Annotated in this window: 29 protein-coding genes; 21 read left to right on the top strand and 8 right to left on the bottom strand. The window is 38.8% G+C overall.

What is annotated here, in order from left to right:
- Positions 1-23 precede the first annotated feature (23 nt).
- Positions 24-1,403 (top strand): F0F1 ATP synthase subunit beta, encoded by a 1,380-nt coding sequence (gene atpD / locus AC5YGD_RS09025; protein ID WP_416651954.1) that lies wholly within the window; start codon positions 24-26, stop codon positions 1,401-1,403.
- A complete protein-coding gene (locus AC5YGD_RS09020; RefSeq protein WP_496141500.1) occupies positions 1,404-1,820 on the top strand; it encodes a F0F1 ATP synthase subunit epsilon in 417 nt (138 codons plus the stop codon).
- Here AC5YGD_RS09020 and AC5YGD_RS09015 read toward each other — a convergent pair.
- The 6 genes from AC5YGD_RS09015 to rpmH are packed head-to-tail and all read right to left on the bottom strand — an operon-like array spanning position 1,817 to position 5,033.
- Positions 1,817-2,122 (bottom strand): methylated-DNA--[protein]-cysteine S-methyltransferase, encoded by a 306-nt coding sequence (locus tag AC5YGD_RS09015; protein WP_496141499.1) that lies wholly within the window; start codon positions 2,120-2,122, stop codon positions 1,817-1,819. The genes AC5YGD_RS09020 and AC5YGD_RS09015 overlap by 4 nt on opposite strands.
- A complete protein-coding gene (locus AC5YGD_RS09010; protein ID WP_416677971.1) occupies positions 2,119-2,652 on the bottom strand; it encodes a KdsC family phosphatase in 534 nt (177 codons plus the stop codon). Before AC5YGD_RS09010 ends, AC5YGD_RS09015 begins: the two co-directional genes overlap by 4 nt.
- A gap of 8 nt (positions 2,653-2,660) precedes the next feature.
- On the bottom strand, positions 2,661-4,304 hold the full coding sequence (gene yidC, locus AC5YGD_RS09005; protein WP_496141498.1) for a membrane protein insertase YidC: 1,644 nt from the start codon (positions 4,302-4,304) through the stop codon (positions 2,661-2,663).
- A 6-nt stretch (positions 4,305-4,310) separates the two neighbouring features.
- A complete protein-coding gene (yidD, locus tag AC5YGD_RS09000; RefSeq protein WP_496141497.1) occupies positions 4,311-4,544 on the bottom strand; it encodes a membrane protein insertion efficiency factor YidD in 234 nt (77 codons plus the stop codon).
- Positions 4,541-4,894, bottom strand: coding sequence for a ribonuclease P protein component (gene rnpA / locus AC5YGD_RS08995; protein WP_496141496.1), 354 nt, complete (start codon positions 4,892-4,894; stop codon positions 4,541-4,543). The genes yidD and rnpA overlap by 4 nt, the downstream gene beginning before the upstream one ends.
- Before the next feature lie 4 nt (positions 4,895-4,898).
- On the bottom strand, positions 4,899-5,033 hold the full coding sequence (gene rpmH / locus AC5YGD_RS08990) for a 50S ribosomal protein L34 (protein WP_082344989.1): 135 nt from the start codon (positions 5,031-5,033) through the stop codon (positions 4,899-4,901).
- Positions 5,034-5,329: 296 nt separating this feature from the next.
- On the opposite strand from rpmH, the gene AC5YGD_RS08985 reads away from it, so the two are divergent.
- From AC5YGD_RS08985 to AC5YGD_RS08955, 7 genes are all read left to right on the top strand, one after another.
- Positions 5,330-5,818 carry a Smg family protein gene (locus AC5YGD_RS08985; RefSeq protein WP_416651941.1) on the top strand — a complete coding sequence of 163 codons (489 nt, stop codon included), beginning with the start codon at positions 5,330-5,332 and terminating at the stop codon, positions 5,816-5,818.
- 8 nt (positions 5,819-5,826) lie between these two features.
- Complete coding sequence (gene topA, locus AC5YGD_RS08980; protein ID WP_496141495.1) at positions 5,827-8,178, top strand: type I DNA topoisomerase; 2,352 nt, start codon at positions 5,827-5,829, stop codon at positions 8,176-8,178.
- Positions 8,179-8,251: 73 nt separating this feature from the next.
- Positions 8,252-8,875: a phosphoribosylanthranilate isomerase gene (locus AC5YGD_RS08975; RefSeq protein WP_416695397.1), complete on the top strand. Its 624-nt coding sequence runs from the start codon at positions 8,252-8,254 to the stop codon at positions 8,873-8,875.
- Complete coding sequence (gene trpB / locus AC5YGD_RS08970; RefSeq protein WP_416686925.1) at positions 8,872-10,074, top strand: tryptophan synthase subunit beta; 1,203 nt, start codon at positions 8,872-8,874, stop codon at positions 10,072-10,074. The genes AC5YGD_RS08975 and trpB overlap by 4 nt, the downstream gene beginning before the upstream one ends.
- A gap of 79 nt (positions 10,075-10,153) precedes the next feature.
- Positions 10,154-11,452, top strand: a complete 1,299-nt coding sequence (locus tag AC5YGD_RS08965; RefSeq protein ID WP_416686923.1) for an MFS transporter — start codon at positions 10,154-10,156, stop codon at positions 11,450-11,452.
- A 2-nt stretch (positions 11,453-11,454) separates the two neighbouring features.
- Positions 11,455-12,036, top strand: coding sequence for a 1-acyl-sn-glycerol-3-phosphate acyltransferase (locus AC5YGD_RS08960; protein ID WP_496141494.1), 582 nt, complete (start codon positions 11,455-11,457; stop codon positions 12,034-12,036).
- 47 nt (positions 12,037-12,083) lie between these two features.
- Positions 12,084-12,695: a short chain dehydrogenase gene (locus AC5YGD_RS08955; protein WP_496141493.1), complete on the top strand. Its 612-nt coding sequence runs from the start codon at positions 12,084-12,086 to the stop codon at positions 12,693-12,695.
- A gap of 19 nt (positions 12,696-12,714) precedes the next feature.
- Here AC5YGD_RS08955 and AC5YGD_RS08950 read toward each other — a convergent pair whose 3' ends face one another.
- Together AC5YGD_RS08950 and AC5YGD_RS08945 are read right to left on the bottom strand one after the other, a co-directional pair.
- Positions 12,715-14,193, bottom strand: a complete 1,479-nt coding sequence (locus tag AC5YGD_RS08950; RefSeq protein WP_496141492.1) for a carnitine 3-dehydrogenase — start codon at positions 14,191-14,193, stop codon at positions 12,715-12,717.
- A 2-nt stretch (positions 14,194-14,195) separates the two neighbouring features.
- A complete protein-coding gene (locus AC5YGD_RS08945; protein WP_496141491.1) occupies positions 14,196-15,107 on the bottom strand; it encodes a 3-keto-5-aminohexanoate cleavage protein in 912 nt (303 codons plus the stop codon).
- Positions 15,108-15,295: 188 nt separating this feature from the next.
- Here AC5YGD_RS08945 and AC5YGD_RS08940 point away from each other — a divergent pair, with 188 nt between their 5' ends.
- Genes AC5YGD_RS08940 through AC5YGD_RS08885 form a run of 12 tightly spaced genes read left to right on the top strand, consistent with a single transcriptional unit; the run spans position 15,296 to position 26,192 of the window.
- Entirely contained in the window at positions 15,296-16,348 is a 1,053-nt protein-coding gene (locus AC5YGD_RS08940) for an ABC transporter ATP-binding protein (RefSeq protein ID WP_416686915.1), read from the top strand.
- A gap of 19 nt (positions 16,349-16,367) precedes the next feature.
- The gene (locus tag AC5YGD_RS08935; RefSeq protein ID WP_496141490.1) at positions 16,368-16,853 is read left to right on the top strand and encodes an ester cyclase; all 486 of its coding nucleotides are present in this window, start codon (positions 16,368-16,370) and stop codon (positions 16,851-16,853) included.
- Positions 16,854-16,864: 11 nt separating this feature from the next.
- On the top strand, positions 16,865-18,175 hold the full coding sequence (hisD, locus tag AC5YGD_RS08930) for a histidinol dehydrogenase (protein WP_496141489.1): 1,311 nt from the start codon (positions 16,865-16,867) through the stop codon (positions 18,173-18,175).
- A 50-nt stretch (positions 18,176-18,225) separates the two neighbouring features.
- Positions 18,226-19,230, top strand: a complete 1,005-nt coding sequence (locus tag AC5YGD_RS08925) for an ester cyclase (protein WP_496141488.1) — start codon at positions 18,226-18,228, stop codon at positions 19,228-19,230.
- A 2-nt stretch (positions 19,231-19,232) separates the two neighbouring features.
- The gene (locus tag AC5YGD_RS08920) at positions 19,233-19,997 is read left to right on the top strand and encodes an SDR family oxidoreductase (RefSeq protein WP_496141487.1); all 765 of its coding nucleotides are present in this window, start codon (positions 19,233-19,235) and stop codon (positions 19,995-19,997) included.
- Complete coding sequence (locus AC5YGD_RS08915; RefSeq protein WP_416686906.1) at positions 19,997-21,019, top strand: LacI family DNA-binding transcriptional regulator; 1,023 nt, start codon at positions 19,997-19,999, stop codon at positions 21,017-21,019. The genes AC5YGD_RS08920 and AC5YGD_RS08915 overlap by 1 nt, the downstream gene beginning before the upstream one ends.
- 3 nt (positions 21,020-21,022) lie before the next feature.
- Positions 21,023-21,991, top strand: coding sequence for a nuclear transport factor 2 family protein (locus tag AC5YGD_RS08910; protein ID WP_416686905.1), 969 nt, complete (start codon positions 21,023-21,025; stop codon positions 21,989-21,991).
- 2 nt (positions 21,992-21,993) lie between these two features.
- A complete protein-coding gene (locus AC5YGD_RS08905) occupies positions 21,994-22,959 on the top strand; it encodes a cupin domain-containing protein (RefSeq protein WP_416688473.1) in 966 nt (321 codons plus the stop codon).
- Positions 22,960-22,976: 17 nt separating this feature from the next.
- On the top strand, positions 22,977-23,639 hold the full coding sequence (locus AC5YGD_RS08900; RefSeq protein ID WP_496141486.1) for an HAD-IA family hydrolase: 663 nt from the start codon (positions 22,977-22,979) through the stop codon (positions 23,637-23,639).
- 38 nt (positions 23,640-23,677) lie between these two features.
- Positions 23,678-24,811 carry a cobalamin-independent methionine synthase II family protein gene (locus AC5YGD_RS08895; RefSeq protein ID WP_496141485.1) on the top strand — a complete coding sequence of 378 codons (1,134 nt, stop codon included), beginning with the start codon at positions 23,678-23,680 and terminating at the stop codon, positions 24,809-24,811.
- Positions 24,808-25,500 carry an alpha/beta fold hydrolase gene (locus AC5YGD_RS08890; protein ID WP_496141484.1) on the top strand — a complete coding sequence of 231 codons (693 nt, stop codon included), beginning with the start codon at positions 24,808-24,810 and terminating at the stop codon, positions 25,498-25,500. Before AC5YGD_RS08895 ends, AC5YGD_RS08890 begins: the two co-directional genes overlap by 4 nt.
- Positions 25,485-26,192 carry an RraA family protein gene (locus AC5YGD_RS08885; RefSeq protein ID WP_271558501.1) on the top strand — a complete coding sequence of 236 codons (708 nt, stop codon included), beginning with the start codon at positions 25,485-25,487 and terminating at the stop codon, positions 26,190-26,192. Before AC5YGD_RS08890 ends, AC5YGD_RS08885 begins: the two co-directional genes overlap by 16 nt.
- Positions 26,193-26,352 lie beyond the last annotated feature (160 nt).

Below are 26,352 nucleotides of genomic sequence, written 5' to 3'. Positions count from 1 at the left end.
AGATTTAAAAAAAGGAAAAGCAAATGAGTATAGGCAAAATTACACAAATTATTGGTGCGGTTATTGATGTCGAGTTTCCATCTGACTCAATACCTAAAATATATAACGCACTTCATGTTACTAAAGCAAACCTTACTTTAGAGGTTCAGCAACAACTTGGAGACAATGTTGTTAGAACAATTGCTATGGGTGGATCTGAAGGGCTTCAGCGAGGATTAGAAGTTACCGATAAAGGCAAGGCAATCACTGTGCCAGTTGGAACAAAAACTCTGGGACGAATCATGAATGTACTTGGGGAGCCAATTGATAACGCTGGCGAAATTGGTTCAGAGGCTGAATGGGAAATTCATCGCTCTGCTCCTGCATATGAAGAATTAGCACCTGCTACAGAGTTGCTTGAAACAGGCATTAAGGTAATTGACTTAGTTTGCCCGTTTGCAAAAGGCGGTAAGGTCGGATTGTTTGGCGGTGCTGGTGTTGGAAAGACTGTAAACATGATGGAACTTATTCGTAACATTGCCATTGAGCACTCAGGTTACTCAGTGTTTGCAGGTGTTGGTGAGCGAACTCGAGAAGGTAATGACTTCTATCATGAAATGAAAGACTCAAATGTACTCGATAAAGTATCACTAGTATATGGACAGATGAATGAGCCTCCAGGAAATAGGCTTCGTGTTGCTTTAACTGGACTTACTATGGCTGAATATTTCCGTGATGAAGGACGTGATGTTCTTTTATTTATTGATAATATTTACCGTTATACGCTTGCTGGAACTGAGGTTTCTGCTTTATTGGGACGTATGCCATCAGCGGTTGGTTACCAGCCAACACTTGCAGCTGAAATGGGAGCGCTTCAAGAAAGAATTACGTCAACTAAAACTGGTTCTATCACTTCAATTCAAGCGGTATATGTTCCTGCGGATGACTTAACTGATCCATCTCCAGCGACAACATTTGCTCACCTAGATGCGACAGTAGTGCTTTCGCGTCAAGTTGCAGAGCTTGGTATTTATCCTGCTGTAGATCCATTAGACTCAACTTCACGTCAGCTCGACCCGCTAGTTGTTGGTCAAGAGCATTATGATGTGGCTCGTGGAGTTCAAGGCGTACTTCAGCGCTATAAAGAATTAAAAGACATTATTGCGATTCTAGGAATGGATGAACTATCCGAAGAAGATAAGCAGACTGTATCTCGAGCTCGTAAGATTCAAAAATTCTTATCACAGCCTTTCTTTGTTGCAGAAGTATTTACCGGATCTCCTGGTAAGTATGTATCTTTGAAGGACACTATTTCTGGATTTAAAGCTATTCTTGATGGTGAGCATGATGCTATACCTGAGCAAGCTTTCTACATGACTGGCTCTATTGAAGAAGTTAAAATAAAGGCATCGGAGGCATCATAAATGGCAGTAATACACGTTGATGTAGTTTGCGCAACTGAGGAGATATACTCAGGTGAGGCAAAGTGTGTATTTGCGCCAGCTACAAACGGCGAGATTGGTGTCTACCCTATGCATGTTCCTTTAATAAGTACACTTAAACCTGGTGAAGTCAGAGTTGAAACTGAAAATGGTGTTGAATCTATTTTTGTCTCTGGTGGCATCATTGAGGTGCAGCCTGACACAGTTACAATATTTTCTGATACAGCTATTCGTGCTGGTGATTTAGATGAGTCAAAAGCTCTCGAAGCGAAAAAGCGCGCTGAAGAAGCTATGTCTAGTTTGCAGACAGAACAGGATATTTCTACTACTCAAGCAGCACTTGCTGAGTCAATGATGCAGCTTCAAATGATCTCTAAGATGAGAGGGAAGAAGCGCTAGTTTGATTTAAAGAGTACAGACTGAAAATTAACAATCTTATTGTTTGATACATGAACGCCTTCTTTTTGAAGGCGTTTTATTTTGATGCTGATATCATCCGCAAAGCCACCTAATTCGCCATTTGATTTAACTACTCGATGGCATGGTACGGTTGGTGCAAATGGGTTTTTATTCATTGCACTGCCAACTGCTCGATGTGCGTTGGGTCTTCCAATCATTTCCGCAAGACCTCCATATGAAATTACATTGCCAGCAGGAATTTTTTTTAAAGCCTCATAACATTCTGATTGAAAGGATGTCATTTTAGAAAAGATTTTACTAAAGCATCATATTTATCTTGTGACTTTAACAAGAAATTACATACCTCACGAACTGCTCCATTACCACCACTCTTCTCAGTAACCATAAGTGCGTGATCTTTTACAGATTCTTGAGCATTTGCTACTGCAATTGGAAGAGCAACCCTGGTCATGACAGGTAAGTCAATGACGTCATCACCAACATAAGCTGACTCACTAGGATCGATTGAAAGTTTCTTTATTAGTTTTTCCAGAGCAATACTTTTATCAAGTATGCCATGATAATAATGTTCAACTCCAAGTCCTTTAAGTCTATGAGCAACAGATTTTGTGCTTCTTGCTGTGATTACTGCAACTTCAATTCCTGATAATTGTAATAATTTAATACCAAGACCATCTTGCGAATCAAATTTTTTCTGTTCAACACCGTTGTCGTCAAAATATATCCCACCGTCAGTGAGAACTCCATCAACATCTACAATTAAGAGTTTAATTTTTTTAGCTATCTCACTTACTTTTTCATTTGAGTGCATGGGCTTATTTAACCATTAATTTTTTTATTGATGTACACTTGTTGAGCAATTGAAAGTACGTTATTGGTTACCCAGTACAATACTAAGCCTGAAGGGAACCAGAGGAAGAAAACTGTAAATACAACTGGCAGCATCATCATTATTTTTGCTTGTATTGGGTCCGCTGGAGGCGGATTAAGTCGCTGCTGAAACCACATAGATGCACCCATAATTAATGGCAGGATGAAATAAGGATCTTTCATCGCAAGGTCAGGTAAGTACAAGAATGGGGTCATTCTTAATTCAACCATTTCTATAAGAACCCAATAAACAGAAATAAAAACTGGAATCTGAACTAGGATAGGAAGACAACCTGCAGCAGGATTTATTTTTTCAGTCCTATAAAGCTCCATCGTTTTCTTACCAATTTTTTGCTTATCACCCTCATAGGTTTCTTTAATTTTCTGAAGCCTTGGCGCTAATTTTTTCATTCCAGCCATTGACCGGAATGATTTTTCAGAAAGCTTATAAAAAGCCAGCTTAATTGATAGAGTTAAAAGAACAATAGATATTGCCCAGTCACCAACAAAACTATAAATCCAATGAAGAAATATTGACAATGGTTTGGCAACAATAAAAAGGAAGCCATAGTCTACAGTTTTGTCTAGGCCAGGGGCAAGCTCTTCAAGGCGCACATGCTCTTTAGGGCCAACATATAGCTGGTTTTTTTCGAGACTAGCTGTTGTTCCAGCAGCAACTCTTACCGTTGGATTCACTGTGGTTAATAGGTAGTTGCCTCTACTAGTTTTAGTTGAGTAAGTATGTTTTTGACTTTCATTTGGTATCCACGCAGTAAAAAAGTAGTGCTGAATCATTGCGGCCCAGCCACCAACAGATGAAGTTTTTGGCGTAGAGTCAAAATCTTCAAAATCAATTTTCTCAAAAACTTCTTCATCGTTATAGGTTGCGCCGCCACTAAAGTTTTGCATACCCATTGCCATGCCGCTAGACTCAATTATTGAGCCATGGGCTAACTGCGTATAACTGCTAACATTTTGATCAGTCAAGCTGTTATTTCGAATTTGATAATCTACTTCGATGATATAACTATCAGGCTTAAAGTAGAAGTATTTAGTAACTTCAATGCCATTATCTCCCTTCCAAGAAAGTGGCACAATTAGCTCATTATTGTTTTGTAGAAAGTATTCTTGTCTTTCCGAAGTAAATTCAGATTGATGCGTTGGCATTTGATCTGCAGGGATGAGACCACTTTGAGCGTGGAAAATACTCTCTGGAGAATTGCTAAGTAGTTCAAATGTTTGGTCTGAGTATAATTCTGTTGGGTAGTCATTCAGAAATGCACTAATTATTGTTCCACCCTTATTTGAAATTTGAACTGTTAAAAGATCTGTTACAACCGTTGTGTATGCGCCGCTTATGTTTGAGTCCTCCATAACGGGAGTTGAAACTTCTGTAAATGTGTTTTCTGCCACTGGAACCTCAGCAGCTAATGGGACGTCGTTCTCTGCAGATGGCGCATCAATTCCCACTATCGCAGTTTGCGTTACTATATTTCCATTTTCATCGATTGATTGTGTCAGTTCCCATTTATCCCAAAGAAGGAAAATTGTCAAAAAGATTGCAATGAAAAGAAATAATTTTTGAGTGTTCATAAATTTTTAATTTTTAATTGAGTGAATTTTTTTTGGTACAGGATCATAACTTGCCTCTGACCATGGGTGGCACTTACTAATTCTTTTTGCCCCGAGAGTAACCCCTTTGACAGCTCCATGATATTTGATAGCATCGAATGTATACTCTGAGCAGGTTGGAATGTGACGGCAGTTGCTTCCTAACAGAGGACTAACAATCCATTGGTATAATTTAATTAGAGGTAGAAGTAGAAATTTCATTTTGACTGCACCTGGCTCTTTACATTTTTCATAAGTGAAAGGAGGTCTTTAGTAATTTCAATATTATCAGTGCAAGCTGATTTTTTTACCATTATGACAAAGTCAATAGACTCTAAATCGCCCCGATTGTTTCTAAAAGTTTCGCGCGCTAAGCGCTTAAAAAGGTTTCGGTCTACTGCCCTTTTATATTGCTTTTTGGAAATCGCAAGACCAAGCCTTGAAAATGATTTACCAGAATCACTAGCTATGACCTTCCAGAATCTACTTTGAGTATGAAAGCCTTTTTTGAAAATGTGAGCGTAATCTTTGGAATCTGTAATACGCGCACCATGAGCGAGCGAGCTGGTCATGAGTTTAAGCAGCTAAACGTTTACGCCCTTTTTTCCTGCGAGCACTTAAGATAGCACGCCCAGAACGAGTTTTCATTCTAGCTCTAAAGCCATGGTTACGTTTACGTTTTAGTACGCTTGGTTGAAAAGTTCTTTTCATAATGTATCTACCAATAAAAAAGTTTGCAATTTTACCATACTTGGATTAGTTCGGTATGCATGTTAAACGAGAGTTTATATGACAATACTGCTTTAATAAAGCCCAATCTGGATCAAGATGTGGATAATAAGGGTTAAATTAAGAATTTACTTTTCGAGCAAATCACTATATAACTCAATGTATGGTTGAAAAAGTGTTTTTTGCCCACAAGTAATAAGCAATATAGGTTCTTTTGATGTTTATAAGAATCTCGTAATAGTTAGCTTGAAATACATGTATTAATTTGATGAGGCTTTATGACTAATAATATTCTTGATGTACTCACCTTTATGTTTGATTTCCTATTTGAGTCTGCTGAGCAAGACTCTTCTCAAGAGTTGGATGATGATCTTTTAAAGACGCATCTTTCAGAGGCTGGCTTTGATGCTGACCGGATTGAGAAGGCTTTAGTTTGGCTTGAAAATATTGCAGCACTTCAAGATGGAAAAATAGCTAGTTTTGATACTTTGCATAATTCTATGCGAATTTATAGTGAGTATGAAAAAACCAAATTAGATTCTAGGGCCAGAGGCTTCATAATGTTTATGGAAAATATGGGCCAGCTTAATGCCAGTCAACGTGAAATAGTAATTGATCAGGTTATGTCTCTAGAGGACTCAAAATTGAGTATTGATGACTTGAAATGGGTAGTTATGATGGTCATCGGAAATAGCACTGAATCATCTGTGCCATCGCAATGGATAGAGTCTATTGTGTTTTATGATGATAACCCTACCCTGCAGTAGGAACCTTTATGTCTAAGAATCTTGTTATTGTCGAATCTCCGGCGAAAGCAAAAACTATTGAAAAGTTTTTGGGGCCAGATTATGTTGTAAAGTCGAGTATAGGCCACATCAGGGATATGCCCAAGAAAGATATGGGCGTTGACATTGAGAATAACTTTCAACCAACATACGCTATCAGTGCGGATAAAAAGAAAGTAGTTGCTGACCTTAAAAAATCAGTCAAGACCGCAACGAAAATCTTTCTAGCTACTGATGAAGATCGTGAGGGTGAAGCCATTGCTTGGCATTTACAGCAAGCGCTATCGCTTGCAGAAGATACACCGAGGATAGTCTTTCATGAAATAACTAAAGGCGCTATAACGGATGCTATTAATAACCCAAGAACAATTGATACTGACCTTGTAAATGCTCAACAAGCTAGGCGTATTATTGATAGGCTAGTAGGTTTTGAAATTTCTCCAGTATTGTGGCGTAAGATTTCAGGAGCTCGATCAGCTGGTAGGGTTCAATCACCAGTTGTAAGAATAGTTGTTGAAAGAGAGCGAGAAATTTCTGCTCATAATCCTACAAGCTCCCATAAAGTTAAAGCTAATTTAGAAAATAGCTCAAATCAGTCTCTAGAGGTTAAGCTTAGCGTAGACTTTAAATCTAAAGAAGAGGCGCTTTCTTTTGCTGAAAGTGTTTTATTGGCAGAATTAAAAGTTAATTCAGTTGAGACTAAGCCCTCGAAGAGGTCACCTAAAGCTCCATTTATTACCTCTACGCTGCAGCAAGAAGCCTCTCAAAAACTAGGTTTTTCTGTCAAACAGACCATGTCGATTGCTCAAAATTTATATCGAGAAGGTGCTATTACTTACATGAGAACAGATTCACTCAATTTATCTGAACTAGCTATAACAGCTGCTCAAGAGGTTATTGTTTCAAAGTTTGGTTCTGAGTTTCATCAAACAAGAAGATATAAGACAAATTCTTCAGGTGCTCAGGAGGCGCATGAAGCCATAAGGCCTACAGACCTTACTAAGCCATCTATATTAGGTTTAGATGATCAATCTACTAAGCTGTATTCGTTAATTTATAAGAGAACCTTGGCTTCTCAGATGAGCGATGCACAACTTCAAAAAACTAAAATTAATATCAATATTTCAAACCGTAGTGAGCATTTTATTGCTGATGGAGAGGTTTTATCTTTTGCTGGATTCCTCGAGGTTTATGACTATATGGCGGCTGAAGATAAGCTTCTTCCTGAAGTTAGTAAAGGTGATTTGCTAACCCTAGTCGACTTAGCTTCAAAGGAGTCTTTTTCAAGAGCAAAGCCAAGATATACAGAAGCTTCATTGGTTAAAGAAATTGAGCAAATGGGTATTGGAAGGCCTTCAACATTCGCAACAATGATTACAACTGTGCAAGATAGAAACTATGTTGTGAAAGAAACCAGAGAAGGAGTTCAGCGTGATTATCAGTTGATTGAAATTGAAGATGGCGTTATTTCAGAGTCTATCCAAGCTGAAACTACTGGCGCTGAAAAAAATAAATTATTCCCAACAAATGTTGCCTACCTTTTGGTTGATTTTCTAGTCAAAAATTTTAGCAACATTATTGGATATGAATTTACTGCAAACCTTGAAAGTGATTTTGATTTAATTGCTGAAGAGTCAAAGCCTTGGGCAGGAGTTATTCGCGATTTTTATGAGCCTTTTCATGCGCAGATTGAGCTTGCTAAAGATATTTCGAGAGACGAGACTCATGGTAAGAGAGATCTTGGTGAGGACCCTGTCTCTGGAAAACCTGTCAGTGTTCGTTTTGGACGCTATGGTGCTTTTGCTCAGATTGGACATCAAGACGATGAAGAAAAACCAACTTTCTCGTCATTAAGAACTGGCCAAGATATAGAGAATATTACGCTTGCTGAAGCCATTGAGCTTTTTAAAATGCCAAGAACAGTGGGTGAGACCATTGATGGTGAAACAATTAAGGCAAATTATGGGCGTTTTGGCCCATACATTCAATATGGTAAAAAATATGTTTCTTTAAAGGAAATCTCACCAGAGGAGGTAACCTTAGAAGAAGCTCTTGAGCTAATTATTGTTAAGGAAAAGCTTGATGCTGAACGAATTATTAAGGTCTTTGAAGATTCTGATATTCAAGTTTTAAATGGACGCTTTGGGCCGTATGTTTGGAATGGTAAAAAGCGCGGCAAAGGTCAAAAAAATGTTACAGTTCAAAAAGTGTTTGGTGATAAGGCTCCTATTGACCTAACTCTAGAAGAGTGTAAAAAAGCAATAGATGGAAAAATTAAAGCCAAAGCAAAGGCAAAAAAAGCTAAAAAGAAGACTACTGCTAAGAAAAAAGCCTCAAGCTAAATCTCAAGCTTTCTTAGCTATTTGCATTTAATACTAGGTAACGCTATGAAAAAATTTGCACTTGAAAAAGCTAATGGTAATTCAGATGACCAAAGTTAAGATTTGTGGGTTCACTAATGCTGAAAATGCAAGAGACGCCGCTATAGCTGGTGTTGATGCAATTGGTTTGGTCTTTTATAATAAGTCACCGCGTAATGTTGATATTCAAAGAGCACGAGAAATAGTCTCAGCCCTGCCACCATTTGTAAATCGAGTGGGACTTTTTGTCAATGCAAATCCAAGCTTTATTGATGAGGTTTTATGTGAGGTCCCTCTGGACACTTTACAATTTCATGGAGACGAGGTAGTGGGAGATTGTACTCAATATCAAATGCCTTTTATAAAGTCCTTGAGAGTAACGCCCAAGACCAATGTAGTTCAATTAGCTGATAATTTTTCAGAAGCAAGCGCACTTCTTCTCGATTCACATAACCCTAATAGTTATGGAGGCACTGGAGAGGTTTTTGACTGGATGCTGGCGCGAGTCAATATAGATTTACCAATTATTCTTGCTGGTGGTCTTAATTCAGAAAATGTCTCAGATGCAATTAGTCAAGTAAATCCATATGCAGTTGATGCCTCAAGTGGAGTGGAAAGTGCACCAGGGGTTAAAGATATTGATAAAATATTAGCTTTTATCCGAAGTGTACATTCATGAGCTATAACCTACCAGATGATAAAGGTCATTTTGATCAATATGGAGGAGTCTTTGTCGCAGAGACCCTAATGACTGCTGTCACTGAGCTAAAAGATGCTTATGATAAATATAAAGACGATCCTGACTTTTTAAAAGAGTTTGAGGATGATCTAAAGCATTATGTGGGACGTGAAACTCCACTTTATCATGCAAAAAACCTATCCAAGAAGCTTGGTGGTGCTCAAATTTATTTGAAACGCGAAGACTTAAATCACACTGGTGCTCATAAGATCAACAATACTATAGGGCAAGCTTTACTTGCTCAGAGAATGGGCAAAACAAGAATTATTGCTGAAACAGGAGCTGGACAGCATGGCGTTGCATCGGCAACTATTGCTGCAAGACTTGGCCTTGAATGTGTTGTGTATATGGGCGAAGTTGATGTTGTTAGGCAGGCGCAGAATGTTTACCGTATGAAGTTACTTGGGGCAACGGTTGTGCCAGTTTCTTCAGGCTCTAAAACACTGAAAGATGCCCTGAATGAAGCAATGCGTGATTGGGTAACTAATATTGATAATACTTATTATATTATTGGAACAGTCGCTGGCCCTCATCCCTACCCTATGATGGTGAGAGACTTTCAAAGTGTTATTGGTAAAGAGGCGAAAGAGCAATTTAATGAGCAAGTGGGTGGTCTACCAGATGCAATAATTGCATGTGTTGGAGGAGGTTCAAATGCAATTGGGCTTTTTTATCCATTTATTGAAGATACATCAGTAAAAATTATTGGTGTTGAGGCGGGCGGACGTGGAATTGACTTAGGTCCAGATGCTCATGCAGCTCCGCTTACTGCTGGAAGTGTCGGTGTGCTGCATGGTAATAGAACATATTTGATGGAAAATGAAGATGGCCAAATTATAGAGGGTCACTCCATTTCAGCTGGACTTGATTATCCAGGTGTTGGTCCAGAGCATGCCTATCTGAAAGATATTGGAAGAGCAGAGTATGTTGCAATAACAGACAAAGAGGCTTTAGAGGCCTTCCATCTTCTTACAGAGGTTGAAGGTATTATTCCAGCGCTTGAACCATCTCATGCTATAGCGTATGCGGTTAAACTTGCCAAACAATGGTCTAGTGATAAAACTATTATTATTAACCTCTCAGGTAGAGGTGATAAAGACATGCAGACTATTGCTGAGGTTGAGGGGCGTGAGCTCTAAGAGCGAGTTAAAGTATTAAGCCCTAATCCTATAAAAATCTCTTATACTATTGATTATATAAATTATAGTTTGGTAGGTCATGCAAGAAAATCAACAGATTGATAAAGGGCGTTCAGTCATATTTTCCGTTTACCTAGTTGCAGTTTTTCTCAATGCATTTGTCGACCTAGGCCATAAGATCATAATTCAAAACACAATCTTTATGATATATGGTGAGCAGCAGCAAATTATTTTAACTGCTGTTGTAAATGCAATGATTTTAGTACCATTTATCATGTTATTTACATTGTCAGGCTACCTTTCTGATAAATTTGCAAAGACAAGTATCATGCGCTATAGCGCATTTTCTGCTGTCTTAATTACCTTAGCAATTACCTATTGTTATTACAACGGTTTATACCAGGTTGCATTTGGCTTTACCTTGCTTCTTGCAACTCAGAGTGCAATATATTCTCCTGCGAAAATGGGTTATATTAAAGAGTGCCTTAGCAAGGCTGGCCTTAGTAGGGGTAATGCCTTTCACTCTTCAGTGGTATTAATAGCGATTTTGATGGGTACGGTTTTTTTCTCATACTTATTCGAAGCTTATCTGGGAACAATGCAAGCAACTACCCCTGAAGAAATATTAATGAAAATAGCGCCAGTAGGCTGGGTTCTTGTTGGGCTTTCATTGGTTGAGTTTTTAGCAACACTTGGAACACGCCTCTATCCAACAAAGTTAAGCCAGGCTAAATTTTCTATAAAGAAATTTGTTTCTTTTCATTACTTAATGACTAACTTTAAAGCCATGAGGAGTAATGAAATTGTCTGGTATTCTATTTTAGGGACAGCAATCTTTTGGGGCATGTCACAAAACTTAGTGGCAGTTATACCAGCTCATGCAAAAGCTAATTTTGGCGTCGAAAGCCCCCTTATTGTGAATGCGATGTTAGCTTCTTCTGTATTTGGAATTATGATTGGCGCTTTTTTATCTGGCAGAAAAAGTCTCAATTTCATACGTATTAATAATATCTATACCGGCTCCATAATGATTACAGTTTGTTCAATTCTAATCCCCGTAATTTCGAGCCTAAGTTTTATTCCAGATTCTACTGCCTTAATTTTAGTAACTGCCGTCATTCTTATGTTTGGTGTTGGTGCAGGAATGATGATTATCCCTCTCAATGCACTGATGCAAGCGAACTCTCCTGAAGACGGACTTGGAAGCATGCTAGCGGGTAAAAACTGGCTTCAAAATATTGCTATGATTACCCTTTTGATTTTTACAATGATTCTTGCAAACCTAAATTTTGGAAGTGAGTTTATACTTTACTTTAACGCATTTATTGCGGTAGCAGGGTTTAGTGTTGTTCTTAAAAAACTGAAAATTATTCTTTAGTCATGAGGCAAATTGTAGGCCTCTTATTGTTTGGGTGGCGATATCGACTAAAGGTAACTGGTTTAGATAATTTACCTAAAACTGGACCTGTTCTTCTTTTAGGTAACCACATTAGTTGGATAGATTTTGCTTTAATTCAGTGGGCAACACCAAGGACGATTCGATTTGTTGTTCACGATGATTACTATCGTAAGCCAATATTTAATTGGATTCTAAGGGGTGTTGGTGCGGTATCAATAAGGCCTGAAAATAGTCGTAATGCAATGCAAAATATTATCAACTTGCTAAATGATGATTGCGTTGTTGGAATATTTCCTGAAGGTCATATTTCCACCACAGGGGAATTGAGTGACTTGAAAAGGGGTTTTGAAAAAATATTAGCTGAATGCAAAGATAATGTAGTTGTGGTTCCTTTTGCAATAAATAATATGTGGGGTAGTTTCTTTTCAAAAGCTCCAAAATTAATTAAAAATAAAAAGAAATTTAACCTACGAAGGAGCATCAATGTCAATATTGGAAAGCCCCTCACTTCTGAAACAAACAGAAATTCAGTAAAGTCATCTATTGGCAAGTTGCTTTTTTAATGATAAGATTCTATTTATTATTTCAACTAAATATTAAAAGGCTTTAAATGAAAAAAATTATAGTAGTTGGCGCAACTGGAAAACTTGGTAGAGTTGTAGTTGAAGGTTTACAGAAAGACTATGAAGTTATAAGAGCTGGAAGGTCTGGACCAGATTTAAAGATCGACGCTTTTAATTTTGAAAGTGTTAGTGATATCTTAGCTTCTGTTGGTCCATTTGACGGGTTGGTATCTTGTATCGGAGGCACTCCTTTTAAGACTTTTGAAGAGCTTACAATGGAGGACTTTGCAGCTGGCCTTTCCACCAAATGCTTTAGTCAATTAAATTTAGCAAAAGCAGCCATACCTTTTCTCAGTGAAAATGGATCCATCACCCTGACAAGCGGAATTATTGGTGATGAGCCAATAATTGCGGGTTCATGCGCCGCTGCAGCTAATGGCGCACTTAATATGTGCGTTTCAACATTGGCAGCCGAGTATGCTGGAAAATTAAGAATAAATGTAGTCTCGCCATCTATTATTGAAAACTCAGTTGACCACTATGGAATGCTTTTTGATGGCTTTGAGCCAACTTCAAATGAAAGCATTATTCATGCGTATCGCCGAACTATCTCAGCACCAATTACTGGCCGAGTAATGAGCTTAACCAGAGCGCTTTAGGTTCACCTGAAAAGTAGTATTAAAATTTATCTCCAACTGCGCGGCTTATGCCTTCTGGCCTTGGTAGTTTTTTGTGTGCTTCATAAACTAATCCCATTCGCTTCAAGACCAAATCATTTGGCATGCTTGCACCCCGTGTTTTAAGATCGACATGAATGAGCATATGCTCAGCAGTTGCTAATAGTCTGCCGTCCTCATGATTGAGCCAATGAAATAAGTGAAGTTTTTTATTTTCTCCAAAGATAACCTGGGTTTTGGCTTTTATACCTTCTCCAATTTGAACCTCATCCAAGTGGCGAATATGAGTTTCAACTGTAAAATAAGATCCTATGTTTAAAATGTATTCTTCGTCTGCGCCGATAATAGACATCATCTCTGTGGTTGCTTCTGAAAAGCATTCAAGATAACGCGCTTCTGTCATATGACCGTTATAGTCAGCCCACTCTTTTGGTACTTTGGTGACATAGGTAAGTATGGGGTTTGATAAATTTAGCTCTGAAAATTCTAGTTTATTAATTGACCCTGACAAGCTTGCATCAAATTCTTTGAGAGAGTTTCCAGCACCCCACTGATTGTCTTTTAAAACTTTTAAAAAATCGACCAAGTTATCATCGCGTTTTTCCATTAGCTCGTCAATACTAAATTGTCCCGATTGGTGGTCAGACTGACTGGATACCTTTTCTATTAATTCATCTGTAAATTCAGGAACATCCATTAGGTGCGTCCAGGGCCATTCAAGGCAAGGCCCAAACTGTGATATGAAGTGACGCATGCCAGCTTCACCACCTGCCAATCTATAGGTTTCAAATAGTCCCATTTGCGCCCATCGAAGGCCAAAGCCATAGCGAATTGCATCATCAATTTCTTCAGTTGTTGCTATGTCGTCATTTACTAGCCATAAGGCTTCCCGCCATACTGACTCAAGAAGTCTGTCTGCAATAAAAGCAGGAATTTCTTTTTTGATATGAAGTGGGAACATACCAATATTGGTAAAAATTTTACTAGTTTCCTCGATGACATTTTTGGATGTTCTAGAACCGCCAACAATTTCAACTAATGGCAAGAGGTAGACTGGGTTAAATGGATGGGCAACTAGAAGCCTTTCAGGGTGTTTCATTTTTGCTTGTAAATCTGAAGGAAGAATGCCAGAAGTTGACGATGCTATGACTAGATTTTTGTCTGCGCTTGACTCAATTTCCTCATAGGCCGACTGCTTAATTGAAAGCCTTTCTGGAACAGCTTCAATAATTAACTCACAAGATTTTGCAACTTCTGAAATTGAGCCAGAAAATAATAGCTTGCCCTTTTTAGGTAGATTGGAGGTGAGCAATTTTTTATATGCTCGCTCGGCATTATCAATAACTTTATTGACATATTTTGGTGCTTCTTTGGAGGGGTCATAGACAAAAACATCAATCCCATTGAGTAATAATCTAGCTACCCATCCACTTCCAATAACGCCTGCACCAATAACTCCTGCCGCCTTGATACTTTTCATATCTAGCCCCAGCGCTTTTCGAGTTTCATATTATCTCGGACTTGATCTGGCCCTATAATAGTGCAGCCCATGCCCTCTGCCGTCTGAACAGCCTTCTTTACAAGGTCTGCATTGGTAGCAAAAACGCCACGTTTTAGATAAAGATTGTCTTCAAGCCCAACACGAATATTGCCCCCTGCTAGGATGGCCATAGCCACATAAGGCAACTGATTTCTACCAATTGAGAAGGCAGAAAATGTCCAATCTTTTGGAATATTTGATGTCATTGCAAGGAAGGTGTTTAAGTCATCAGGAGCGCCCCATGGAATACCCATACATAACTGAATCATAACAGGATCATCAATTAAGCCCTGCTCCTTTAGCCATATGGCAAGCTGTAAATGACCAGTATCAAAGACTTCTATTTCAGGCCTAACCCCAAGTTCTTGAACTTGTCTTGCCATTTCCTTAAGGACTGCTGGAGTATTGGTCATGACATAACCGCCTTCGCCAAAATTCATTGTTCCGCAATCAATAGTGCAGATCTCAGGAAGTATTTGTCTAACATGGTCAAGCCTTTCAGTTGCGCCTACCATATCGGTGCCTTCATTATTTAACGGCAAAGGCTTTTCAGCAGAGCCAAATACTAAATCTCCACCCATTCCTGCTGTTAGATTGAGCACCATATCAACCTTTGACTCATGAATAATGCTTACAACTTCAGCATAGAGCTTTGGGTCTCGAGCAGGAACCCCTGTTTTTGGGTTGCGAACATGAATGTGAACAATGGCCGCGCCAGCTTGAGCTGCCCCGATACATGAATCAGCTATTTGTTGAGGCGTAATAGGAACTTTATCAGATTTCCCCGTAGTATCTCCGGACCCTGTAACGGCGCAAGTAATAAAAACTTCTCGAGATGGTTGAAGGTTAGTCATATGATTTCTCCAAATTTATGTTTGTTATATTAATCTATATATTACTGAAATCGATTTCTAATAGTAGAAATTTAAATACGATTTCAACATCACTATCAAAAAAAAATAGCATGTGATATAATATTTTGCAATCGTATGCATTACGACCTTTCTATGCAATTTTCTTAAAACAGTATACATAAAAAAATATGGCTAAAATTGAACTAAAAAACATTACGAAGCGTTGGGGTGATTTCGTTGGTGTAGATAACTTTAACCTTACTATTCCTGACGAAGAGTTTTTGGTATTACTTGGGCCATCAGGCTGTGGAAAAACTACCACAATGCGAATGATTGCTGGACTTGAAACTGTCACTAGTGGAGAGGTGCTGATTAATGGTGAGATTGTAAATAATCTCGAGCCAAAGGATCGTGATGTTGCAATGGTCTTTCAGTCATATGCCCTCTATCCAAATATGACGGTATATGAAAACATTCGCTTCCCATTAAAAGTAAGAAATATTGACAAAGAGCTTCATAAAGAAAAAGTTATGAGGGCTTCTGCAATGGTTGAGCTCGATGATTTCTTACATCGCAAACCATCAGAGCTTTCTGGGGGTCAAAGACAAAGAGTAGCTTTGGCAAGAGCAATTGTTAGAGAGCCGACAGTATTTTTAATGGATGAACCACTTTCAAACCTTGATGCTAAATTACGCGTCTCTACCCGAGCGCAAATTAAAAACCTCCAACACAAGTTACGCGTAACAACAATCTATGTAACACATGATCAGGTTGAGGCAATGACACTTGCAGATCGTGTTGTTGTTATGAACAATGGACTCGTCCAACAGGTTGGAACGCCTCAAGAAATATACAATACTCCTGCCAATAGTTTTGTTGCAAGCTTTATTGGTTCGCCTGCCATGAACTTGATGAAAGGAACAATAGCAGATGGAGTCTTCTCTTGTGATAATGTAAAAATTGAAGGCCTGAATAAAAAGCATTCTGGCGATATAACCCTCGGATTTAGAGCGGAAGATGCATCCATTGTGAAAAGTAAGGGAGCGATTAAAGCAGCAGCATTTTCAATGGAGTTATTGGGAGACATGACCATGGTTTCAGTTAAGGCTGGTGGTGATTTAATTTCCATAAAGTCTGATAAAAATTATTATGCCAAGATTGGTTCAACAGTTATGGCAAATGTGCCAGCAAATTTATGCCTACTTTTCAGTTCTAAAACTGGAAAACTGCTTAAAAATTAAAAAATTGGAGATTTAAAAAATGGACCATAACGAACAATCCAAAATGACACTTGCAGTTGTTAAGGCTATGGAAGAGGCCTTAAGTACTAATTCTAATAATATGGAAAAGCATTTTCATAAAAATTTTCGTTGGATGGGTAATAATGGATGTGGTACCAAGAAAAGTCTTGAAGAGTTTCGTAATAATTGGCAGCTCCCTCTGAGAGCTGCTTTTTCAGACCGAATTTATAATACTGATAAATTTTTAGTAGATGGTGAGTGGGCGTCTTGCTTTGGCCATATTGATGCTATTCATAGTGGAGAATTCATGGGTATAGCGCCAACTAATAAGCGCGTAAAAATTCACTATACAGATTTTTGGGAAGTTAAGGATGGGCTCATAATAGACAACTGGGTAACTGTTGACTTTCCAAGTATTTTGTCACAACTTGACGTGGATGTTTTTAATGGTCTAGGCTGGGAGGCTTATGATCGAGGCGAGATTGCCCCTGCAAAGCCAAACTAATTGGAGATATTATGCCGATAACATATTTAAAAAAAGGTAAGACAGATGCTGCTAAGGCTATCGATGATGCTGAGGTTAGTGAGATTGTAAAAAATACTTTAAGATCCATCGAGGATAGAGGCGATGAGGCAGTTAGAGAGTTTGCAGAAAAATTTGATAACTACACTCCAAAATCCTTCAAATTAACCCAGACAGAGATTGACAATTTAATAAAACAAGTTTCGACCCAGGATCTTGAGGACATTAAGTTTGCTCAAGAACAAGTTAGAAACTTTGCGCAAGCGCAGAGAGATTCTATGAAGGATATAGAGGTAGAGACTATGCCTGGCGTTATCTTAGGACATAAAAACATCCCAGTTCAATCGGTTGGGTGTTATATCCCAGCAGGCAAGTTCCCAATGGTTGCGTCAGCGCACATGTCTGTTGTAACAGCTAGTGTTGCAAAAGTTCCAAGAATTATTGCTTGTACGCCTCCCTATAAAGGCTCTCCAAATCCTGCCGTTATCGCTGCAATGCATCTTGGTGGCGCTCATGATATATATGTCATAGGAGGCATTCAGGCTGTTGGGGCAATGGCTCTTGGTACTGAAACTATAGACCCAGTTGATATGCTTGTTGGCCCTGGAAATGCATTTGTTGCTGAAGCTAAAAGGCAATTATTTGGAAAGGTTGGAATTGACTTGTTTGCTGGACCAACAGAGACTATGGTGATAGCTGATGAAACGGTAGATGCTGAATTATGTGCAACAGATTTGTTAGGTCAGGCTGAGCATGGATATAACTCACCAGCTGTCCTGGTAACTAATAATAAAAATCTGGCAGAAGAAACAATCTCTGAGATAGATAGAATTTTAAAGATTCTTCCAACAGCAGAAACTGCTTCCGTGAGCTGGGAAGAGTATGGTGAAATAATTCTTTGTGATAGCTATGATGAGATTTTAGATGTTGCTAATGAAATTGCATCTGAGCATGTTCAGGTAATGACAGATCGCGATGATTGGTTTTTAGAAAATATGCATTCCTACGGAGCGCTATTTTTAGGACCAAGAACAAATGTTTCTAATGGTGATAAAGTAATTGGAACCAATCATACTTTACCAACAAAAAAAGCTGGACGTTATACCGGCGGTCTTTGGGTTGGTAAGTATCTTAAAACGCATAGCTACCAAAAAATTACAACGGATGAGGCAGCTGTAAAGATTGGCAGATACTGCTCAAGACTATGCATGCTTGAGTCGTTTGTTGGCCATGCAGAGCAAGCTAATATTCGAGTAAGGCGATATGGTGGAGAGGATGTTCCTTATGGCAAGGCTGCGCAGTAGTGCATAGAATTAATTATCTTAAGGAGTTAATAAAGCCCCTAAGATTGAGTATGTATAGTTTTACCGAAGATGAGGTTCGAAAAAATCTTAACTCCTTGTTTTATGAGGAAGCTACTATTCATCTTTCTCATCCTTTTGGAGATATTTCAGGACCAACTAATTTTTATAACCAGGCGCTTAAACCCTTGTTTGAATCAATGCCAGATTTAGAAAGACGCGATTATATTGTTATCGGTGGAAAAACAGAAAAGGATTTAGAGTGGATAGGATGTGCTGGTTTTTATAATGGTACATTCTTGAAACCTTTTTTAGATATTCCGCCAACAGGCCATATAGCCCACATGCGATTTCATGAATTTTATTGCTTTCGGGATGACAAAATAATAGAAGTTCAGGCTTTATGGGACATCCCAGAACTAATGATGCAGTCAGGCTCTTGGCCAATGGCCCCATCACTTGGAAGAGAATGGTGTGTTCCAGGTCCAGCAACGATGGATGGAATTTCAGATAAGCCTTATGATCTAGAAAAAAGTAACACTTCAATGGAGCATATTTTAGGAATGGCTGATGCTATGAAAAAACACCCTTCTGAGGGCGGCCCTGAGATTATGAAAATGGATTACTATTGGCATCCAAAAATGAATTGGTATGGACCATCTGCTATAGGAAGTGGAAGAGGAGTTGAAGGTTTTAGAAATTGGCATCAAATTCCATTTTTGAATGCTATGCCTGATAGAGGAAAGGATACAACTTATAGTAAGAGAGATGGCTGGGGAGATAAAGTAGGCTACCACTTTTTTGGCGATGGAGATTATGTAGCCGTAACTGGCTGGCCAAATATGAAACAAACTCTTACCCACGATGGTTGGATGGGCATAGCTCCAACTAACAAAGAAGTTTTTCTTCGTTCTCTAGATTTCTGGAGGCTCGAGGAAGGAAAAATAAGAGAAAACTGGGTGATGCTTGATATCCTTGATATTTATGATCAAATGGGTGTCGACGTACTCGGAAGATTAAGAGAGTTTAACAAAGCAAGAAATACAAAAGGATATTGAGTGTGAAGCTTCCAACTACACCATCGTTTAGACTAGATGACAAGACTGCTTTAATTACAGGAGCCTCATCTGGTATTGGTCTTGGTTGTGCAGTAGCCTTGGCTGAAGCAGGCGCACACGTTGTTGTATCAGCCCGACGTATTGATAAACTTCATTCTGTTGTTGATGCAATGAAAGCGAAAGGGTTAAGTGCTGAAGCAATGGTGATGGATGTTGCTGATACAAATGCAATTAAAGAAACTATTGATAATAAAGGACCATTCGATATTTTAGTTAATAGCGCTGGTTTAGGTAGGCACGCACCTTCTAAAGATACATCATTAGAAGATTTTGATGCGGTAATCAATGTTAATCTTCGCGGCGCATACTTTGTAACTCAAGCAGTAGCGAATGGATTAATAAAAGCAAAAAAACCTGGCTCATTAATCAACATTTCTTCTCAGATGGGTCATGTAGGTGGGATTGATAGAGCAGTTTATTCAGCATCAAAGCATGCGGTAGAGGGATTTACAAAAGCTATGGCCATTGAGTGGGGCTCCCATCAAATTAGAGTTAATACAATCTGCCCAACATTTATACGTACACCGCTTACTCAATCAACTTTTGATAATCCTGATCGTAAAGAGTGGATTGAAAGTAAGATTAAAATTGGCCGAATTGGAGAGGTTGAAGATATCATGGGGGCTGTTGTATTTTTAGCTTCCGCTGGCTCATCAATGGTCACTGGCTCTGCACTTATGGTTGATGGAGGCTGGACTGCTGACTAATGCTAAATAAAAAAGTCACGTCATTAGAAGTAGCAAAATTAGCTGGCGTTAGCCAGTCTGCAGTATCTCGCGTATTTACACCTGGAGCTTCATCCTCTAAAAAAACTAATGAGCTAGTTCGAAAGGCTGCTTTGAAGCTTGGATATAGACCTAATATAGTAGCGCGATCACTAATTACTGGAAAGACAAAAATTATAGGCCTTGTTGTTGCCTACTTAGATAATTACTTTTATCCTGAAGCGTTAGAGCTTCTATCAGGGGCCCTTCAAAAGAATGGTTATCACGTATTGATCTTTATGGCCACAAATACTTCAGGAAATATTGATAACGTAGTGGAAGAGATTTTAGACTATCAGGTGGATGGAATCATTGCAGCGTCTGTTGGAATGTCTACTAATTTAGCATCAAGATGTTCTGATGCTGGCATCCCAGTTGTTTTATTTAATCGTACTCAGGATGACGAAAGGCTGTCAGCAGTTACCTCTGATAATGAACTTGGGGGGCAAAAAATTGCACAATTTCTCTGTGATAATGGCCATACACGAATCGGTTATATAGCAGGCTGGGAAGGCGCATCTACTCAAAGAGATCGAGAGAAAGGATTTACTGACGAACTTAAAAAGAATGGACAGGGTCTTTTTGCTCGAGAAGTTGGTAACTTTAATTTAGACGAGGCTCGTCAAGCAGCACGATCAATGTTCACAGCAAGTGAAATACCAGATGCAGTTTTTGTGGCAAATGACCATATGGCATTTGCAGTAATGGACGTAATGCGCTTTGAGCTTGGACTAAAAATACCTGACCAGGTTTCAGTTGTTGGTTTTGACGATGTCCCGGTTGCCAAATGGCTAGCTTATAGTCTAACAACTGTAAGGCAGCGTGCAAATCGTATGGTGGACGAAACAGTTGCTATATTAATTGACAGCATTGAAAATAACTCAACTAAGCCAAGACGTATAAAAATTGATGGTCCTCTAATACTGAGAGGATCTGCAAAAATTTTAGATAACTATGGAGTTTAATTTATGAAAGGTTTTGATTCAAAATATGCTAATTTTCCAGATTGGATAAATGGCATTACTCATGAAATTTGGGAAGATCGAGGAATTGATAAACTGCTTTATCTTTATTCGGATGATATTATATTAAGATCCCCACACTCCCTGATAATTGGCAATAAGCCAGTTATAGAGGCGACCAAAGCAACCTTATCTGAATTTCCAGATCGTCAACTCTTAGGTGAAGATGTAATCTGGTCTGGCACTCCTGAGACGGGAATGTTGTCATCCCATAGAATTATATCAACGGCATCTCACATGGGCGACGGGCAGTTTGGTAAAGCAACGGGTACAAAAATTGTTTTTAGAACGATAGCAGATTGCCATGCTATTAATAATCAAGTTAATGATGAATGGCTAATTCGTGATGTAGGTGCTATGGCAAGACAGCTGGGCGTTCATCCAAAAGACTTTGCTAGAAAGCAGATAGATTCAGAGGGTGGTATGGATAAATGCCTACACCCTTTTAAAGATTCCATGGATCAACCTGGGCCATATACAGGAAAGGGCAACACTAATGAGTGGGGCGAAAAGTATGTTGATATATTAAAACGGATTATGGACTCTGATCAATCAGTGATTAATGATGAGTATGATCGTGGTTGTGATTTGGAATATCCTGGTGGCGTTTCAGGCCATTCCTACTCGGATGCAGATGAGTTCTGGACGGGCCTTCGATCTTCAATGCCGAGTGCAAAATTTACTATCGAGCATCAAATTGGAAGAGAAGATCCATATATGTCTCCCCGCGCAGCTGTTCGATGGTCTCTAAAAGGTAAGCATGATGGTTGGGGAGTTTTTGGTGAACCTACAGGTGCTGATTTATATGTGATGGGAGTTTCTCATGCTGAATTTGGTCCATGGGGCTTAAGAAGAGAGTACACATTATTTGATGAGACTTCTATGTGGAAGCAAATAATCCTCAAGACTGGTTGATAATGACTTTAGAAGAAATGGAAAAGTGTATTGTTCGATATGCTGATTTAAAGCCATGCAAAACTGCATTTATTGACGCACATACGCCTGGATCAAATCAGAAAGATAACTTTACAATTATTGGTTCTGGGGTATCAGAGAGTCCTGATCAGTATGTTCATATTGATCAATCACCAGGCTTTAATATTGGCGCTGCGGGCCAACCTCCAGGCTGTACAAATTCATTACACTCGCACACAACTGCTGAAGTATTCTATGTATTCAAGGGTCGATGGCGTTTTTTCTGGGGACGCTATGGTGATTCTGGAGAGGTAGTTGCAGAAGAAGGCGATATGGTTAATATTCCTACAGGTATGTTTCGCGCATTTGAAAATGTTGGTGAGGATTATGGAATGTTGATGGCAATACTTGGAGGTGATGATGCAGGGGGAGGCGTTACATGGGCACCTGAGGTTATTAATGATGCCAAAGACTTTGGCCTGATTTTGGGTGAAAATGGATTATTATATGATACTAAAAAAGGGGAGATTTTGCCAAAAAATGTCAACCCAATGCCATTATTAACTGAAACTAATCTTAGAAATTTTTCTGAAATTACAACTGAAGAGTTTATTAATAATTTTTTTGTCAGCTCGTCAGAGTTAAAGCAAAAGTCACAGAATTTACCGCTAAATGTTATTGGGGTAGATGGGATTTTAAAAGATCGCCCTGGTTTTGAAGTTGACTACATTACATCTGACACTTTTACTGGAGAGCAATACTCTTCAAGTCGACACGAGGTTAATATGATAATGAGTGGTGAATGGTCTCTAGAGTGGGGTGACAATGTTGCAACTCTTTCTCCTGGGGATACATGTTTGATACGCCCAGAAATGCTGCATAAGATTGTCCCTAAAGATTTGAGAAGTGCAAGTCTTTTCAGGGTTACAAAGACTGATGATCAAGCAGGCCCGACATGGAGAAGCTAATTTTTAAGGACATGATAATGAATCATAAAGCAATTCTTTTTGGATCGATTGGGACACTTGTTGAAACCTCTGAGCTTCAACGTCGCTCATTCAACCAGGCATTTTCTGAGGCTGAACTTGACTGGAATTGGAGTCCTGATGAGTACCAGAAGCTACTGGCAAAGTCTGGAGGCTGCGAGAGGATCAAAAACTATGCGATTCAACGCGGCGATGATATAGATGCAATGCATCTGCATAGACAAAAAACTAAAATCTTTGATAGTTTGATGGCCAAAGAATCCATCCTACTCCGCCCTGGAGTAGCAAGCCTTATTAGTCATTCACTGGATAGTAGTTTAATACTAGCATTCGTGACAAATACTTCAAAAGTCAATATTGATGCCGTCTTTTATGCATTAGGAGATCAGATAAAGCGCAATGATTTCAGTTTCATTGGCAACGATACAATGGTATCTAATCCAAAGCCAAGTCCAGATATATACCTAAAAGCTCTGTCTGAGCTGCATCTAGATGCAAAAGATTGCATTGCCATTGAGGACTCTGAAATTAGTATGCAGTCTGCTTTGGAAGCAGGTATCCAGTGTATTGGATTCCCGGGAGCGAATACACAAGGTAATGATTTTAGTGGTGCTGAGTTCGTAACGGATCATTTGTCTGCCGATGACCTAACAAAGCTATAAGGGAATGACCTTTTTTATATATTATTAAGGAGTAATGAATGAGTAGAATATTAACTAGTCACGTAGGCTCACTTCCAAGAACTCAAGAAGTTGTTGACTATATTTTTGCAAGAGAAAATAGTCAAAAATATAATGAGAAGAGTTTTGATGAGTGCATGGAAGAGAATGTTTTAAAGACTGTTGAGAGGCAAAAAAATGCAGGTATCGATATTGTTAGTGATGGGGAGACATCAAAAATATCATACGCAACCTATGTGAAAGACAGATATACAGGTTTTTCAGGTGACAGTGCTCGAAATGCGCCAGAAGACTTAAAGATGTTTCCAGGCTTTCTTAAAAGGCTATCCGATGATGGTGGAACTCCTCAATATTCAAGACCAATGTGCACAAGTGAAGTAAAGTCAAAAGGTCAAGGAGAACTTCAAAAGGATATATCTAATTTGAAATCTGCAATGGCTAAAAATAGCATTGATAGAGGTTTTATGAATGCAGCTTCGCCTGGCGTTATTTCACTATTTTTACAAAATGACTACTACCCTTCAAGGGATTCTTACCTGGCCGCCTTGGCCGATGCTATGAGAGATGAGTATGAAACTATCGTAGGGTCAGGTTTAGACTTACAGTTAGATTGTCCTGATCTAGCACTTTCTAGGCATATGCTATTTAGTGACTTGTCTGACTCAGAGTTTATAAAGATTATTGAGTCACACGTTGAAGCCTTAAATCATGCGCTGAAGAATGTCCCAGAAGAGAAGGTTAGAATTCATATTTGTTGGGGGAATTATGAAGGTCCCCACTGTTGTGATATAGATATGAATAAGGTTTTTGGAACTCTTATGAAGGCAAAAGCTCGATATACTTTATTTGAAACTTCAAACCCACGCCATGCTCATGAATGGACAGTTTTTAGAGATCGTAAAAGCGAAATACCAGATACAAAAATACTTGTGCCTGGGGTTGTAGATACAACCACTAACTTCATTGAGCATCCTGAGCTAGTTGCAGAGCGCATCGAAAAATTTGTTAATATAGTAGGGAGTGAAAGAGTAATTGCAGGATCAGACTGTGGTTTTGGAACATTTGCAGGGTTTGGAGCGGTCGATCCAGAAATTGCTTTTGCTAAATTAAAGTCTTTATCTGAGGGTGCTGCGCTTGTAAGTAATAGATTATGACACCCCTTGTAATGATTCCTGGAATGATGTGTGACGAGCGCATTTTTGCTCCACAAATAGAGGCACTTCTCGATGAAGTATCGGTACATATTGCAGATATTTCTAAACATGACAATATTATCGACTTGGCGGCAGATGTTTTAAGTCATGCGCCACCAAAATTCAGCCTTGCTGGCCACTCTATGGGCGGTATTGTAGCAATGGAAATTTGTTCACAGGCACCAGAAAGAGTTGAAAAATTGGTGTTAATTGATACCAATCCTAAATCTGAATTAGAGGAAGTGAAGGCCAAGCGTGAGCCTCAAATTAGTGATGCTTTATCAGGAAAATTAATAAATGTTATTCGTGATGAGATGAAACCTAAATATTTAGCGGATAGCGATAATCCAGATATTATTTTAAATATCTGCATGGATATGGCTCTTTCTTTAGGTCCTAAAGTTTTTGTTAACCAGTCAAGAGCCCTCCAAGGAAGAATTGATCAAGAGGAGGCCCTTAACTCACTTAATATTCCTGTGTTGATAATGTGCGGCTTGGAAGATAAATTATGCCCTCTAGAGAAGCATGAATTGATGCATAATATAATTAGTAACTCAACTTTAGAGGTAATTGAAAATGCCGGTCATTTGCCAACATTAGAACAACCAGAGAAAACTACGGAGATATTAAAAGCATGGCTTATGAACTAGATCAAGAATTACTCACCCTTCTTCAATCAGTAGATACACCTACTGTATGTAACGCAATTGAAGTAGCACAAGGCAAGAGGGGTTTTTCAGAATTTACTCGCGGAACCATGATTTGCTCGGCACCAAAAGGTGGAGCAATGGTTGGTTTTGCTAAAACTGCAAAAATTGCTGCACTGAGTCCCCCAACAGAAGATCAAGAGATAATTAAAGAGCGGAGGATGAATTATTACCGTTATATGTCAGAAGTTACTGGCCCTGCTGTTGCAGTCATAGAGGATGTTGATTATCCAAATTGTATTGGAGCTTATTGGGGTGAGGTTAATACGAAAGTTCACAAAGGGTTTGGTCTTTCTGGTGCGCTGACTAACGGAGTTATGAGAGATCTTGGTGATCTTGCAGAAGATTTTCCAGTCGTTGCAGGCTCTATCGGCCCAAGTCACGGATTTGTTCACGTACGAGAAATTGATACAAAAATTAGTGTTCTTGGTATGAGTGTTTCGCCAAATGATTTAATTCATGCTGACCTTCACGGCGCAGTTGTAATCCCTAAAGAGGTTATTAATGGTTTACAGGACGCTATCCATAAGTTATTTGCTTCAGAGCAGTTGATTCTTGGTCCTGCTGAAAAGAAAGATTTCAATTTTGATAGCTTTAAAAGTGCATGGGAAGATTTCGAAAAATCAAGAACATAAATTTTTTGAGTTTTTTAGTAAGGTTCTTATTGAGAAATTTTAGATAGTATGTCTCGGTTTAATATGCTGAGTAAAAAGTTATATAGAGATTAAGACTCTGTGATATAATCGTTTGCAATCGTATGCAATATATTTTTTAATATTTGTTACGATGTATTAT

This window comes from Candidatus Pseudothioglobus sp. uisw_070 (assembly GCF_059512545.2).
Note: the sequence above shows the minus strand (reverse complement) of the source record. Positions and strands in the feature narration are given on the sequence as shown.